General features: G+C 70.2%; 11 protein-coding genes. 7 read left to right on the forward strand and 4 right to left on the reverse strand.

Going from position 1 to position 14,763, the window contains the following annotated elements; translation table 11 throughout:
- The first annotated feature begins 51 nt into the window (after window positions 1-51).
- The 5 genes from GWK61_RS09705 (at window position 52) to GWK61_RS09725 (ending at window position 7,266) form a co-directional block, all read left to right on the forward strand.
- Complete coding sequence (locus GWK61_RS09705) at window positions 52-894, forward strand: class I SAM-dependent methyltransferase (RefSeq protein WP_194907328.1); 843 nt, start codon at window positions 52-54, stop codon at window positions 892-894.
- Window positions 895-1,309: 415 nt separating this feature from the next.
- On the forward strand, window positions 1,310-2,290 hold the full coding sequence (locus GWK61_RS09710) for an ABC transporter permease (RefSeq protein WP_194907330.1): 981 nt from the start codon (window positions 1,310-1,312) through the stop codon (window positions 2,288-2,290).
- Window positions 2,290-3,228: an ABC transporter permease gene (locus GWK61_RS09715; protein ID WP_194907332.1), complete on the forward strand. Its 939-nt coding sequence runs from the start codon at window positions 2,290-2,292 to the stop codon at window positions 3,226-3,228. The genes GWK61_RS09710 and GWK61_RS09715 overlap by 1 nt, the downstream gene beginning before the upstream one ends.
- Window positions 3,225-5,465, forward strand: a complete 2,241-nt coding sequence (locus GWK61_RS09720) for a dipeptide ABC transporter ATP-binding protein (protein ID WP_194907334.1) — start codon at window positions 3,225-3,227, stop codon at window positions 5,463-5,465. Before GWK61_RS09715 ends, GWK61_RS09720 begins: the two co-directional genes overlap by 4 nt.
- Before the next feature lie 58 nt (window positions 5,466-5,523).
- Entirely contained in the window at window positions 5,524-7,266 is a 1,743-nt protein-coding gene (locus GWK61_RS09725; RefSeq protein WP_194907336.1) for an ABC transporter family substrate-binding protein, read from the forward strand.
- Window positions 7,267-7,417: 151 nt separating this feature from the next.
- Here GWK61_RS09725 and GWK61_RS09730 read toward each other — a convergent pair whose 3' ends face one another.
- Together GWK61_RS09730 and GWK61_RS09735 are read right to left on the reverse strand one after the other, a co-directional pair.
- Entirely contained in the window at window positions 7,418-9,148 is a 1,731-nt protein-coding gene (locus GWK61_RS09730; RefSeq protein WP_194907339.1) for a S53 family peptidase, read from the reverse strand.
- Window positions 9,149-9,253: 105 nt separating this feature from the next.
- Entirely contained in the window at window positions 9,254-10,006 is a 753-nt protein-coding gene (locus GWK61_RS09735; RefSeq protein WP_194907341.1) for a class I SAM-dependent methyltransferase, read from the reverse strand.
- 77 nt (window positions 10,007-10,083) lie between these two features.
- On the opposite strand from GWK61_RS09735, the gene GWK61_RS09740 reads away from it, so the two are divergent.
- The gene (locus tag GWK61_RS09740) at window positions 10,084-10,740 is read left to right on the forward strand and encodes a pentapeptide repeat-containing protein (protein WP_194907343.1); all 657 of its coding nucleotides are present in this window, start codon (window positions 10,084-10,086) and stop codon (window positions 10,738-10,740) included.
- A 10-nt stretch (window positions 10,741-10,750) separates the two neighbouring features.
- Here the strand turns inward: GWK61_RS09740 and GWK61_RS09745 are convergent, their stop codons facing one another.
- Window positions 10,751-11,512, reverse strand: a complete 762-nt coding sequence (locus GWK61_RS09745; protein WP_194907346.1) for a GNAT family N-acetyltransferase — start codon at window positions 11,510-11,512, stop codon at window positions 10,751-10,753.
- A gap of 92 nt (window positions 11,513-11,604) precedes the next feature.
- Here GWK61_RS09745 and GWK61_RS09750 point away from each other — a divergent pair, with 92 nt between their 5' ends.
- Window positions 11,605-13,917, forward strand: a complete 2,313-nt coding sequence (locus GWK61_RS09750; protein ID WP_194907356.1) for an FdhF/YdeP family oxidoreductase — start codon at window positions 11,605-11,607, stop codon at window positions 13,915-13,917.
- 227 nt (window positions 13,918-14,144) lie between these two features.
- On the opposite strand, the gene GWK61_RS58420 is transcribed toward GWK61_RS09750, so the two are convergent.
- Window positions 14,145-14,480, reverse strand: coding sequence for an RNA polymerase-binding protein RbpA (locus GWK61_RS58420; RefSeq protein ID WP_194907358.1), 336 nt, complete (start codon window positions 14,478-14,480; stop codon window positions 14,145-14,147).
- Between the last annotated feature and the right edge of the window lie 283 nt (window positions 14,481-14,763).

A 14,763-nucleotide genomic window follows, 5' to 3' on the forward strand; every position in this document is an offset into this window, starting at 1 on the left:
ATATCGAGACAGTTCTTCTCAAATAACGGTCGCCTCACTAGAGTCTCCGGCATGACGACGCGGCCGGAGAACATACCCTCTAAAATCCGTCAGAACACGTACACCCACGGCCACCACGAGTCGGTGCTCCGCTCGCACCGCTCGCGCACCGCCGAGAACTCCGCGGCCTACCTGCTGCCCCGCCTAGCGGCAGGTCAAAGCCTGCTCGACGTGGGCTGCGGGCCCGGCACCATCACCGCCGACCTCGCCGAGCGGGTGGCCCCGGGGACGGTGACCGCGGTGGAGATCACCGCCGAGGCGCTGTCCCTGGCGCAGGAGGAGATCGCCTCCCGGGGCATTGACAACGTCCGCTTCGCGGTCGCCGACGTCCACGCCCTGGACTTCCCCGACGACACCTTCGACGTCGTCCACGCCCACCAGGTACTCCAGCACGTCGCCGATCCGGTGCTGGCGCTGAAGGAGATGCGCCGGGTCTGCAAGCCCGGCGGCGTGATCGCGGCGCGCGACGGCGACTACGGCGGCTTCCGCTGGTTCCCCGAGGTCCCGGCGCTCGACGAGTGGCTGCGCCTCTATCAGGCCCTGGCGACGTCCAACGGCGGCCACCCGGACGCCGGCCGACGGCTGCGCAGTTGGGCGTTGGAAGCCGGATTCCCCGAGGACGCCATCACGACTGGCGCCTCGTCGTGGGTGTACGCGACCCCGGCCGAGCGCCAGTGGTGGGCCGATCTGTGGGCAGAGCGCACCACCAAATCCTCGACCGGCACGCAGTACGTCGAAAAGGGCCTCGCCTACGTCGAGGATCTGGACGCGGTCGCGGCCGGCTGGCACTCCTGGGCGGACAAACACGACGGCTGGTTCAACGTCGTTCACGGCGAGATCGTATGCGTGGCCTGATATAGCCCGAATAGCACTCCCGGCCGTCGGAATACGCCGCCGGACGACGTTATTCGGCCCCCGAACCGTTCGGTATCCCGATATTTCCCTGCACAGCCCGGTCCTCTCGCATGCCGAGAGGGCCGGGCTGTTCGTGCACAGTCAGGGTTTTACCGCTATGGTTCCAGCCCATGGACGGCGCCGTGGTGCTCACGACTCGCGGCCACGTGGATTTCTGCCGCGTGGCCAGCGCGCTGTGTCCGCTTTCCCGATAAAGGTCCTGACCTCCCCCGGCGTCCGCATGCCGTCCTTTAGACGAGGGCTTTGCATATAAGCGGTGATTCCCGGGTACCGATCGGTCCGAGAACCGCTCAGCGCCCTGCCAAGTCCTTTCGACACGCATAAGCGTGCCCTGATACGGGAGCCACACGACGCCATGGGTCCTTTCCTGCTGCGCAGGATCGTCAACTATCTGGTTCTGATCTCTCTGGCGACGTGCCTGGGCTACCTGCTCGCGGCCTCCAGCCTGAGTCCGCGCGAGTACTTCGCGCAGCGCCAGCCCCCGCCGCCGGCGGCGTCGGTGAACGCCACGCTGAACCAGCTGAACCTCAACGACAAGACGCCGTTGGAGGACCGGTTCGGGCACTGGGCCGAGGGCGTCCTGACCGGCGACCTGGGCCGGACCATCGACGACACGTCGGTCTCGGCGGAGATGGGCCGCCGCATCGGCGTCACCCTGCGGCTGGTGCTGGTCGGCACCATCACCGGGGCGCTGGTCGGGGTCGCGCTCGGGTTCGTCTCGGCCATCAGGCAGTACCGACCATCGGACCACGCCATCACGTTCCTGTCGTTCCTGGTGCTGTCCACGCCGGTGTTCCTGCTGGCGGTGCTGCTGAAGATCGGCACCGTCAAGATCAACCAGGCCGCCGGCACCACCCTGCTCCCCTACACCAACGAGACCACGGCGGGACTGGCCGGCGGCTGGTTCCGACATCTCGTGGACCGCGGACAGCACCTGGTCGTGCCGACGCTGTCGCTGATGCTGGGGCAGGCGGCGCTGTTCAGCCGGTATCAGCGCTCGGCGATGCTCGACGTGCTCGGCGCCGACTACATCCGCACCGCCCGGGCCACCGGCATGCGGCGCGGGCCGGCGCTGGTCAAACACGGACTTCGCACGGCCCTGATACCCATGGCGACGCTATTCGCCTACCAGATGGGGTTGCTGCTCACCGGCGTGACGTTCACCGAGAAGATCTTCGGCTGGCACGGCATGGGCGAGTGGTTCGTGGACTCGATCGGACGCCAGGACGTCAACTCGGTCGCGGCGATGGTGCTGTTCACCGCAGTGCTGGTGCTGATAGCCGGGCTGCTGTCGGACATCGCGCACGCGCTGCTCGACCCGCGGGTGCGTGTCTGATGGCGACCGGGACGGAGCTCGTGGTCGCCGAGGAGGACGCGGCCAGGCCGGCCGAACCGGAGGCGCTGAGCCGGGGACGGATCGTGCTGCGGCGGTTCCTGGGCCGCAAGCTGGCGGTCGTCGGACTGGTGATCCTGGTCCTGATGTTCGCGCTGGCGTTCATCGGGCCGTATCTGACCTCGTGGAACTACAAGGACCAGGACTACGACAACTTCCTGACCGGACCGTCGGCCACGCACTGGTTCGGCACCACGCAGATCGGCTCGGACGTCTACGCGCAGACCATGCGCGGCCTGCAGAAGTCGCTGATCATCGGCCTGCTCGCGGCCGTGCTGTCGACCGGCCTGGCCGGGATCGTCGGCGCCACCGCCGGCTACTTCGGCGGCTGGACCGACAGGGTCCTGATGTGGTTCGTGGACCTGCTGCTGGTGCTGCCCTCGTTCCTGATCCTGGCGATCACCTCGCCGCTGTTCCACGGCCGCACCTGGCTGCTGTTCGTGATCCTGCTGGCGGCGTTCAACTGGATGGTGACGGCACGTATGGTCCGGGGGCTCGCGCGGTCGCTGCGGGAGCGGGAGTTCGTGACGGCCGCCGAGATCATGGGGGTGCACCCGCTGCGGATCATCACCCGGCACCTGCTGCCGAACATGGCCTCGCTGCTGATCATCGACGCCACGCTGAACGTCGGCGGCACCATCATCGCCGAGACCTCGCTGAGCTACTTCGGGTTCGGCGTGCAGCCGCCGGACGTGTCGCTGGGCACGATCATCGCCGACGGGACCGACTCGGCGCTGAACTTCCCGTGGCTGTTCTACCCCGCGGGCATCCTGCTGATCCTGACGGTGATGGCGGTGGCGTTCGTGGGCGACGGGCTGCGCGACGCGATGGACGACGCGGCCGGCACCGCGTCCTCCTCCAGCACGGGAGGTGCGGCATGAGCAGCGTGAGCACGGACGCGGTGCTGGAGGTCACGGACCTGCGGGTGTCCTTCCCCGGCGAGAAGGGCAAGCGGCTGGAGGCTGTCAGAGGCCTGAGCTACCAGGTGCGGCGCGGCGAGACGCTGGCCATCGTCGGGGAGTCCGGCTCGGGCAAGTCGGTGTCCTCGATGGCGGCGATCGGGCTGCTGCCGACGAACGCGTCGGTGACCGGCTCGGTGCGCTTCCGCGGCCGGGAGCTGCTGGGCCTCAACGACAAGGAGATGTCGCGGATCCGCGGCGCCGGCATCTCGATGGTGTTCCAGGACCCGCTGTCCGCGCTGACCCCGGTGTACCGGGTCGGCGAGGCGATCGCGGCGGCGATCCGCGTGCACCAGGACATATCTTCGGACGCTGCGATGCGCCGCGCGGTGGAGCTGCTGGAGCTGGTCGGCATCCCGGACCCGGTGCGGCGCGCGCAGGCGTTCCCGCACGAGTTCTCCGGCGGCATGCGGCAGCGCGTGATGATCGCGATGGCGATCGCCAACGACCCGGACGTGATCATCGCCGACGAGCCGACCACCGCCCTGGACGTGACGGTCCAGGCGCAGATCCTGGAGGTGCTGGCCACCGCGAAGAAGGCGACCGGGGCTGCGATCGTGCTGATCACGCACGACCTCGGCGTGGTCGCCGGCTTCGCCGACCGCGCGACCGTGATGTACGCCGGCCGGCCGGTGGAGACCGCGACGGTCGAGGAGCTGTTCGCGGCGCCGAAGATGCCGTACACGGCGGGCCTCCTGGGCTCGCTGCCCCGGCTGGACGCCGGACGCGGCGCGCGCCTGCGGTCGATCCCCGGCTCGCCGCCCTCGCTGCTGGAGCTGGGGGCGGGGTGTCCGTTCGCGGCACGGTGCGAGTTCGTGATCGACGTGTGCCGGACGGCCGAGCCGGAGCTCCTGGAGATCGGGCGCGGGAGGGCGGCAGCCTGCCATCGGACCGGCGAGGGGCTGGACCTGATGGCCGCCGAGCCGGTCGTGGCCGAGACCGACGCCGCGGTCGAGCCGATCGGTGGATCAGAGATCGAAGTCGCGACCACAGCCGACACCGATCACGAACCGAGTGTCGCAGAGTCCGTACTCACCGTCCGCGACCTGATCAAACACCACCCGCTGACCAAGGGCTCGATCATCCGCCGCCGCATCGGCACCGTCCGCGCGGTCGACGGCGTCAGCCTGGACATCGCCGCGGGCAGCACGCTGGCGCTGGTCGGCGAATCGGGCAGCGGCAAGACCACGACCGTGATGGAGATCCTGCGCCTGCACACCCCGCAGGCCGGGAGTATCAGTGTCCTGGGTCACGACCTGGACGAGCTGAACCGCGGCCGGAATGTGCGGCGCCGGGCCAAGCAGGTGCGGGCCGGGATCGCGGCGGTGTTCCAGGATCCGCTGGCCTCGCTGGACCCGCGGCTGCCGGTGGGCGACCTGCTGGCCGAGCCGCTGCGAACGCACGGGTACGCGGCGATCGCGCCCCGGGTGCGGGAGCTGCTGGAGATGGTCGGGCTGGAGGCGTCGCACGCGAACCGCTTCCCGCGCGAGTTCTCCGGCGGGCAGCGGCAGCGGGTCGCGATCGCGCGGGCGCTGGCGCTGGAGCCGCGGCTGGTGGTGCTGGACGAGCCGGTGTCGGCGCTGGACGTCTCGGTGCGCGCCGGGATCCTGAACCTGCTCGCCGATCTGCAGCGCAGGCTGGGACTGGCGTATCTGTTCGTGTCGCACGACCTGGCCGTGGTCCGGCACGTCGCCGACCGGGTGGCCGTGCTGAACCTGGGCCGGGTCGTGGAGTACGGGGATGCCGACTCAGTGTTCGAAGACCCGCGGCATCCCTATACGCGTGCGCTGTTGTCGGCCGTGCCGGTACCGGATCCGGTCGTGGAGCGCCGGCGCGAGCGCATCGTGCTGCCCGGCGACCCGCCGAGTCCGGTGGTGCTCGACGGCGACGTCGAGGCGTTGCGCGGCTGCCGGTTCCGAAGCCGGTGTCCGCTGTACGCGGCGCTCGAAGACGACGCGGCGCGCGGGCTCTGCGAATCGCAGGACCCTGAGCTGACGGCCGTCGAAGCGGCCGTCGGAACCGGCGCCGAGACCGGCGTTCCGACCCGCGTTCCGACCCGCGTTCCGACCCGCGTTCCGACCGGCGCCGACCGCTCGGCGGCGTGCCATCACCTGGGCGCCTGGGCACCCGCCCTGATCCCGCACAGCACCGTGGCGTGATCCGCCCGGCGCTGACCGACTCACACCCTCACCACCCTCACCGAAGGAGAACAGCACTGTGAGACGCTCTCCCAGTTCTTTGGTATTGAGCACGGCCGCGGCGGCCGCGCTGGCGTTGGGCCTGGCCGCGTGCGGCGGTTCCTCGTCCGGCAAGTCCGGCGGCTCCAGCACCGGCAGCTCGTCGAAGAACATCAACACCCAGCCGGGCAACGACATCAACCCGCAGCCGCGCGACAAGATCGCCGACGGCGGAACGCTGCGCTGGCCGGAGGCCGGGATCTCGGACCAGCTGAACTACAACGAGGTGGACGGCACCGACGGCTCGACGTCGGACATCATGGGCGCGGTGCTGGAGCAGCCGTTCTACGCCGACTCCAAGGGCGTGCCGCACAACAACGCCAACCTGGTCGCCTCCTACACCGTGACGCCCTCGCCGCAGCAGGTGGTGACGCTGGAGATCAACCCGAAGGCGGTCTGGCAGGACGGCGCCCCGGTCACCGAGGCCGACTTCGAGGCGCAGTGGAAGGCGCTGAACGGCACCAACGCGGCGTTCCAGATCTCCGGCACGGTCGGCTACGACCAGATCCAGAGCATCAAGCAGGGCAAGGACGCCAAGGAAGCGATCATCACCTTCACCAAGCCCTACAGCGAGTGGCAGGGCCTGTTCTCGCCGCTGTACCCGGCGGCGACCAACAGCGACCCGAAGAAGTTCGTCAACGACTTCAAGGACGCGATCCCGAACAGCGACGGACCGTTCAAACTCGGCTCGATCAACCAGACCGCCAAGACCCTGACCCTGGTGCGCAACGACAAGTGGTGGGGCGACACGCCGAAGCTGAACCAGATCGTGTTCATGTCGATCGACCTGGACGCGCAGACCGACGCGCTGGCGAACAAGGAGGTCGACCTGCAGTACGGGATCGGCTCGCACGTGTCGTACTACGCGCGGGTGAAGAACCTGCCGAACGTCACCGTGCACAAGGCCGCCGGGCCCGTGTGGTCGAACCTGACGTTCAACGGCGCCGGCACCGGCCCGCTGTCCGACGTCAAGGTCCGCAACGCCCTGACCGTCGGCATCAACCGCAAGCAGATCGACACCGCGCTGGTCGGTCCGCTGGGCGTGAGCACCGACCCGCTGGGCAACCACGTGCTGCTCACCAACCAGGCGGGTTACCAGGACAACTCCGGTGACCTGGGCAAGCAGGACGTGGCGCGCGCCAAGTCGCTGCTGGACCAGGCCGGCTGGACGAGCACGGACGGCGGCAAGACCCGGACGAAGGACGGCAAGACGCTGAACCTGCGCTTCGTCATCAACTCCACCAACGACGCCAACAAGCAGCTGGCGGAAATCGTGCAGAACCAGCTGGCCGCCATCGGCGTGGGGATCACGATCGTCCCGGTGCCCGGCGCCGACTACTACACGAAGTACGTGAACGTCGGCGACTTCGACGTCGCGCAGGTCACCTTCGGCGGCAACGCCTACCCGATCAGCACGGCGCAGCCTGAGTTCGCCAACCCCACCCCCGGCACCGGCGGCACGGTGAACATCCAGCAGAACTACGGCCGCATCGGCGACCCGGCGATCGACACCCTGTTCACGCAGGCCCTGAGCTCGCTGGGCCGCACGCAGGCCATCTCGTACGCGAACCAGGCCGACGCGGCGATCTGGAAGCTGGACACGATCGTGCCGCTGTACCAGCGCCCGCAGATCGTGGCGACGAACTCGAAGCTGGCGAACTACGGGGCGCCGGGGGTTCAGGACACGATCTACGAGAACTTGGGGTTCGTGAGCGGGAGCTGAGGTGAGGGTTGGAGCTACTGCTGGAGGTACGAACAAGCACTGAAAGGCAGTAGGCGTAAGCGGGCCGTCGGTTCTGGCCGGCGGCCCGTTGGCGTTTTCGGCGGCCACGAGCGACGTCGATGACCTCATAAACGACCCCGCAGAGCACCGCTCAGCGGGACGCCTTGCGCAGCCGGGCGACGAACGCGCCGCCGTTCGGCGTACCCACGCCGGTCACCGTGTCGTACCCCTTCGCAATGACCTGCGACTGGCCCGGACCCTGCGCGCCGAAGACGTCCAGGCTGGGAGTGAGACCGTCGGCGGCCGGAGTGTAGGCGGCCCGATCCTGCTGCGGCGCGGAGGCGCTGGGCGGCAGGACGTCGCGCACCGCCGACGTGCCGGCCAGCCGGTAAAGCAGCGGGTTGATGAAGCCGAACGGAGCCTGCTCCCCCTGCTCGGCGTCCGCGACCAACGCGGCGATCAGCGGCGTCGCCAAGCTCGTGCCGGCGTTCGGCGCGGTCTGGTACGGCCCGGGCTTGGCGTCGGTCCCGGTCTGGATGTACCCGACCAGCATGCCGGTGTCCGGGTCGGCGTCGGCGGCGATGTCCGGCGCCGCGCGGTTGACGAGCGTCTTGCCGCCGACCTGGACCTGCGACATCGACGCCGGGACGACGCCCTTCTGGTACGCAGGCTGCGCCCAGTCCAGGCTGGTGCCGCCGCCGGCCCCGCTGATGCCGAGGTCGTTCCACTTCCCGTCGTCCAGCGAGCCGGTGTCGGTGGACCAGCCGGTCTCGAAAATCCGCTCGTTGCGCGCGCCGATACCCAGGGTCGTGCCGCCGACCACCGTCGCGTAGGGGTCGGAGCCGGGCATCGTCAGGCCCGGGGTGTCGCCCGAGGCGACGTACATGCCGACGCCTTCGGCCGCGGCCCGCAGGTCGATCGCGTGCATGACCTGCTTGGGTTCGGAGCCGAGCGGGATCTGCCAGGAGTTGGACACGATGGTCGCGCCGGGATGGGTGCCGTCGCCGACCAGGACCGAGAGCGCGGCGTCCAGCAGACCCTGGTTGCAGCCGCCGCCGACGACCATCAGCTGGTCGGCGTCGGGGGCCAGCGCGTAGACGGCTTCGGAGTCCATCTGCGCCTCGTCGTCGACGCGGACCGAGTCGGCGGTGGCGTGCGCGGCAGCGATGTCGCTGCAGGTCCCGTCCTGCACCTGCCGGAACTGGGAGCTGCGCGGGAGCGGCAGGTGATTGCGCTTGGCGTACTCGGTGAGCGTCGCGAACATCGCGGCCGGGGACGAGTCCTCGGTCAACGCGATGGTGACGCCCTTGCCGGTGTTCGCGGGGGTCACGCCGTAGGCGGCGCGCAGCTGAGCGGCGGAGTAGCCGCAGATCGGGAGCGAGGCCTTGGTCAGCCCCTGGTATGCGGGCTGGACGCTTTGCACGTGCTGGGCCCAGTACTGCGAGCAGGTCGGCGCTGCGGCAAGCGTGGCCGGGGCAGCTGATTCGGCCGGGGCGGCGGGCTTGGCCGAGGCTGTCATGCTGCTGCCATCGCTGTCGTCGGCCAGCCCCGTCACGCCCAGCACGTACGGCGCGACCGAGGCCGGCGGCGTCAATCTCGTCACCGCGCCGCTCGCCGAGACGTAGTCACGGCCGCTGCTGACGTGCACCTGCTTCAGGCCCGCGCCCGCCAGCCAGTCGCCAACCGCCTTGGCGTGCGCGGCCGAGAGGCCGAACCGAGCGGTGTAAGCGTTCGGACTCAGGTACTGATGGAATCCCGGGTTCCCCGGCGTCGCCGCCGCATCGGCGAACGCCGCGGCGCCCGCGAGATCAGGCTTCAGCCATACCTGTACGGTGACCGACGGCGCACTGGCGGCGCGGGCGGTCCCAGGCAATCCGAGCATTGCTCCGCAGGCTGCTACGGCAATCACTTTGCTCACAGTTTTTGCACTCACGCTTCGTACGACGTGGTATGCACCGTTCAGGTTGACAACGACCACCCTTATGGCTCAGTGATCCCGCCTGCGGCCGATGAACACGTACTCCTTGCCCATCCGGTCAGGGGCCTCGCGGACGTCCGCGACATCGAATCCGCACTCCCCCAAGGACGATTCCAGCTCGTCGCGCTCACGGAAGCGCAGCGTCGACTCCGAAGTCAGGACGGCGTCGTCGGGGAATCGGTAGGTGTAGCGGAACGACACATACGGCAGGTCGACGCTGAACACCTCGTTCCGCTGCTCGACCGGGCCGATTCCGGACACCTCACGCACCACCGGCGCGGTGTCGGCGGCCCAGTCCTCCCACGCGCGCCGCCGGGGACGTCGGGTCTCGAACACGAAGTGGCCGCCGGGACGCAGCGCGGCGGCGATGGCGCGGAGCGTGCCGGCCCAGTCCTCGTCGGTGAGGAAGACCTGCGCGACGTTGCCGGTCATCACCGCGAGATCGGCTGCCAGCGGCGGGAGCGCGGTGGCGTCGCCTTCGACCCAGGTGACGGCGTCGGCGTGGGGCTTGCTCCGGGCGACGGTCAGCGAGGCGGCGGCCGGATCGACGCCGACGACGCGGTGGCCGAGCGCGGCGAGCCGGACCGCCAGGTTGCCGGTGCCGCAGCCGACGTCCACGATCGTGGCGGAGCTGGGGTCGGAGCCGAGGTCGGCGCCGAATTCACCGACGAGCGCGACATACGCGTCCAGGTCGGAACGGTCCCCATCGAAGGTGTCGTAGATCTCTGCGAGCCGGGGATGGGCGAAGATCGCGTCAGGCATGTCTGCCAGATTATGCGCGGGAGTGCGTGGACCGGCGGCCCGGCAACAGAATCGCACAGTGGTCCACAATGATCGGCATGCCATCTTCACAACCGGTCCCGCCGCCCCGCCCCGACCTGCCGCCCTTAGCCGAGCTGGCGCCCCTGGACTCCCGGGTGCGCGACGAGGGCCACTACGAGTACCAACGCGCCGCGGACCTGAGCTGGGACGACGTCTTCGCCAGCCATGCGCGCTTCAGCCAGTGCCTGCTGGCCGAGGTGACGCTGGTCGGCGGCGAGTGGAGCAAGACCACGTTCTCGGACGTGCGGCTGGAGGACTCGAGGCTGCTCGGGCCGGACCTGTCGGCCTCGCACTGGCGCGACACCGAACTGGTGCGGGGCATCGCCTCGGGCGTGCAGTGGCACGACGCCGACATCCGGCGCGTGCACTTCGACCAGGTGAAGCTGGACGCGGTGAACTTCCGCGGCGCGGCCCTGACCGACGTGGTGTTCACCGACTGCCTGCTGCGCGAGATCGACTTCGGCGGGGCGAAGCTGACCCGCGTGCGGTTCCCGGGCTGCACGTTCGAGGAGGCCGACTTCAGCCGCGCCAAGCTCGCCGACGTCGACCTGCGCGGCGCGCGGCTGCACTTCAAGGCCGGTCTGGACGCGCTGCGCGGGGCCACGATCGACGGCGGCCAGCTGGTGGATCTGGCGCCGGCGATGGCGGCGCACCTGGGGCTGCGGATCGCGTGAGACGAGGCGTCTACTCCTTCACCCGGAAGTAGAACGGGACCAGCTCGGTGAACCCGACCCGGCCGTACAGCCGCATCGCGGTCCCGTTCTCGTGCTCGGCCTGCAAGTACATCCGCGGCACGTCGTTCACCGCGGCCCAGTCCGCGAGTGCGGCCAGCACCGCGCCGGCCGCGCCCTTGCCGCGGGCCTCGGGGCGGGTCGCCATGTTGAACACGCCGGCCCAGCCGGCTTCGGCGACCGCGCGTCCGACCGCGACGGTCTCGCCGCCGAGGTCCACGCGCACGTAAGCGCTGCGTTCCTCGATCCGTCGCAGCAGCCGCCACTTCGGATCCGGGTCGCCGCCGGTGATGCCGTGCCAGACGTCGAACCACTCGCGCGTCGGTTCCTCGTCCAGCCGGGCGCGCAGCGAGCCGGTCGGGGCCAGGGCCAGGACCTCGGCCGTCGTGGCGATCTGCAGCGACACAGAGGTCTGACGTTCGTAGCCGCGCGCCTCCAGGATCGCGTCCAGCTCCGGCGGGACGGCTCCGGGCGTCATCTGCATCAGCGTCGGGATGCCGCGCTCGGCCGTGTAGGCCTCGGCCGCGGAGATCAGGCCGTCCAGCTCGGCCCGGGAGGAGATCGAGTTGCCGCCGTGCGGCATATGCGGCAACACCGAGCCGATCCACCACGAGCACCCCGGGGCATGCCGGAGCCACCACGGCCCGATCCGGGTCACATACTCGGCGGGCACGGCGCGTGCCGCGCGTTCCTGAAGCTCGGTGGCGCCAACCATGCCGCCCAGCCTAGTGCCGGGCCGGACATTTCCACGTCGGCGTCCGTGGCGCGACAATGGCGGGGAACCACCGAGGCAAAGGAGCCCGCATCATGGCCCGCAAAGCGCCGAAGACCGACCCCGGCGACGAGAACCTGTCCGTCGGCCACGCCAAGGACTGGGCGGCGGGGGTCCCGGCGGTCACGGTGGCGCTGCGGGACGCGGTGAACCAGATGGGCGTCAAGCGCTCGGCGGAGACGCTGCTGCGGCTGAACCAGAAGAAGGGCTTCGACTGCCCGGGCTGCGCGTGGCCGGAGGAGGACAAGCGGCACATCGCCGAGTTCTGTGAGAACGGCGCGAAGGCGGTCGCCGAGGAGGCGACGCTGCGGCGGATCACGCCGGAGTTCTTCGCCGCGCACTCCGTCGCCGAGCTGGCCGAGCGCAGCGGGTACTGGCTCGGGCAGCAGGGCCGGCTGACCACGCCGATGCTGCTGGACGACGGGGCGACGCACTACCGGCCGGTGACGTGGGACGACGCGTTCGGGGTGATCGCCGAGGAGCTGCGCGGGCTGGACTCCCCCGACGAGGCGGTTTTCTACACCTCCGGCCGGACGTCGAACGAGGCGGCGTTCCTGTACCAGGCGTTCGTGCGCTCCTTCGGGACCAACAACCTGCCGGACTGCTCGAACATGTGCCACGAGTCGTCGGGGTCGGCGCTGACCGAGACGCTGGGGGTCGGCAAGGGGTCGGTGTCGCTGGCCGACCTGGGCAAGGCCGACCTGATCCTGGTCGTCGGGCAGAACCCGGGCACCAACCACCCGCGCATGCTGTCGGCGTTGGAGAAGGCCAAGCGGGGCGGGACGCGGATCACCGCGGTGAACCCGCTGCCGGAGGCCGGGCTGCTGCGCTTCAAGAACCCGCAGAACCCGTCGGGCGTCGTCGGCAGGGGCACGCCGCTGGCCGACCGGTTCCTGCAGATCAAGGTCGGCGGCGACCTGGCGCTGTTCCGGGCGTTCGGGAAGCTGATGCTGGAGGCGGAGGAGGCCGCGCCGGGGACGGTGCTGGACCAGTCGTTCATCGACACCTACACGCACGGCTTCGACGACTACGCGAAGGCCGCGCGCGGCACCGACTGGCCGGAGATCCTGGACGCCACCGGCCTCACGCGCGCCGAGATCGAGGCGGCGTTCGAGGAGGTGCGGGCCTCCGAGCGGCTGATCGTCTGCTGGGCCATGGGCCTGACGCAGCACAAGCACGCGGTGCCGACCATCCGCGAGGTGGTGAACGTGCTGCTGCTCGGCGGGCACGTGGGGCGGCCCGGGGCCGGGGTCTGCCCGGTGCGCGGGCACTCGAACGTGCAGGGCGACCGCACGATGGGGATCTACGAGAAGCCGAAGGACGCCTTCCTGGACGCGATGGAGGCGGAGTTCGGCGTGCCGATGCCGCGCGCGCACGGGTTCGACACGGTCGACGCGATCCGGGCGATGCGCGACGGCCGCGCGAAGGTGTTCTTCGCGATGGGCGGCAACTTCGTCGCGGCCACCCCGGACACCGACGTCACGGAGGCGGCGCTGCGCAGCACGGCGCTGACGGTGCAGGTGTCGACGAAGCTGAACCGCTCGCACGTGGTGCCGGGGCGGCGCGCGCTGATCCTGCCCACGCTGGGGCGCACGGAGCTGGACCGGCAGGGCGCCGACGCACGTGACCCCGAGGGGCGGGAGCAGTTCGTCACGGTCGAGGACTCGATGGGGCTGGTGCACGCCTCGCGCGGCCGGCTGGCCCCGGCGAGCGAGGCGCTGCTGTCGGAGGTGGCGATCGTGGCCGGGCTGGCGCGCGCGGTGCTGGGGGCGGAGCACCCGGTGCCGTGGGAGGGCCTGGCGTCGGACTACGACCGCATCCGCGACCGCATCGAGCAGGTGGTCCCCGGCTTCGAGCAGTTCAACGCCCGCGTCCGCCGCGGCTCGGGCTTCGCGCTGCCGCACGCCCCGCGCGACACGCGCACCTTCCCCACCGCGACCGGCAAGGCGAACTTCACGGCGAACGCCTTCGAGGCCCCGGTGGTCCCGGAGGGACGGCTGCTGCTCCAGACGATCCGCTCGCACGACCAGTACAACACCACGATCTACGGCCTCGACGACCGCTACCGCGGCATCCACCAGGGGCGCCGCGTGGTGTTCGTGAACCCGGACGACCTGAAGGCCCTCGACATCCGCGACGCGGCGATGGTGGACCTGGTCTCGGAGTGGACGGACGGCTCGGAACGGCGCGCGCCGGGCTTCCGGGTGGTGGCTTACGACACGGCGCGGGGGTGCGCGGCGGCTTACTTCCCGGAGACGAACGTGCTGGTGCCGTTGGATTCGACGGCTGAGGTGAGCAATACGCCGACTTCTAAAGCGATCGTGGTGCGGTTGGAGGCTGCGGCGTAGTTTCGGGGGCACGCAAAAGCCCCGGCTCTCGCATTCGGGAGTCGGGGCTTCGGCACGTCAGCAGGTCAGTGCCGCGAGCGTCGGCACCGCGCGGCGCGGCACGCCAGCACATATCGCCCGACGGCCGAGTGGGGCCCGGCCGGACGGTGGTGCGGTGGTGCGGTGGTGCGGTGGTGCGGTGGTGCGGTGGTGCGGTGGTGCGGGGCTCGCCGGTCCGGGCGGGGTCCTCAGATCTGGCCGCGCAGCTTGGCCAGCGCCTCGGCAAGGATCTGGTCGCCGTCCTCGGCGGAGCGGCGCTCGCGGACGTAGGCCAGGTGCGTCTTGTAGGGCTCGGTGCGTGAGCGCGCCGGCGGGTTGTCCTTGTCCGGGCCGGCGGGGAAGCCGCAGCGGGGGCAGTCCCAGGTGTCGGGGATCTGCGCGTCGCTGGCGAAGGAGGGCTTGGTCTCGTGCTTGTTCACGCACCAGAAAGAGATGAACACCCGAGGGGCGCTCTCGCCGCGCTCGGCCTCCCCCATCGGTCCCGCACCGACGCGACTGCCTCGGATCGCGTTTCCACTTGCCACTGTCTGGTCTCCCTTGGGTTCCGATCTACACGCCCCGCCGCCCCGTGGGTGCCCGAGCGCCCGTGGAGATGCGGTGCAGACAGTGTAGGCATGTGCTGATGCACGATTCAGCAGGACCAGCCGGAAATCGCCGCCTTGGCGCTGCGATAAACGGACAAATAGGGGCGGAAGTCAGGGTTTCGTTATCGAAGCGCGACTGCTGGTGGCGTCCGTGAGGACTGTCGCCGAGGACGTCGCGCGTGCGGTTTCCGAGGGCCCGCAAGGGTTTTCGACCACGCGGCAC

The sequence above is a fragment of the Catenulispora rubra genome, from assembly GCF_015356825.1.
In the GTDB taxonomy this organism is placed as follows: domain Bacteria; phylum Actinomycetota; class Actinomycetes; order Streptomycetales; family Catenulisporaceae; genus Catenulispora; species Catenulispora rubra.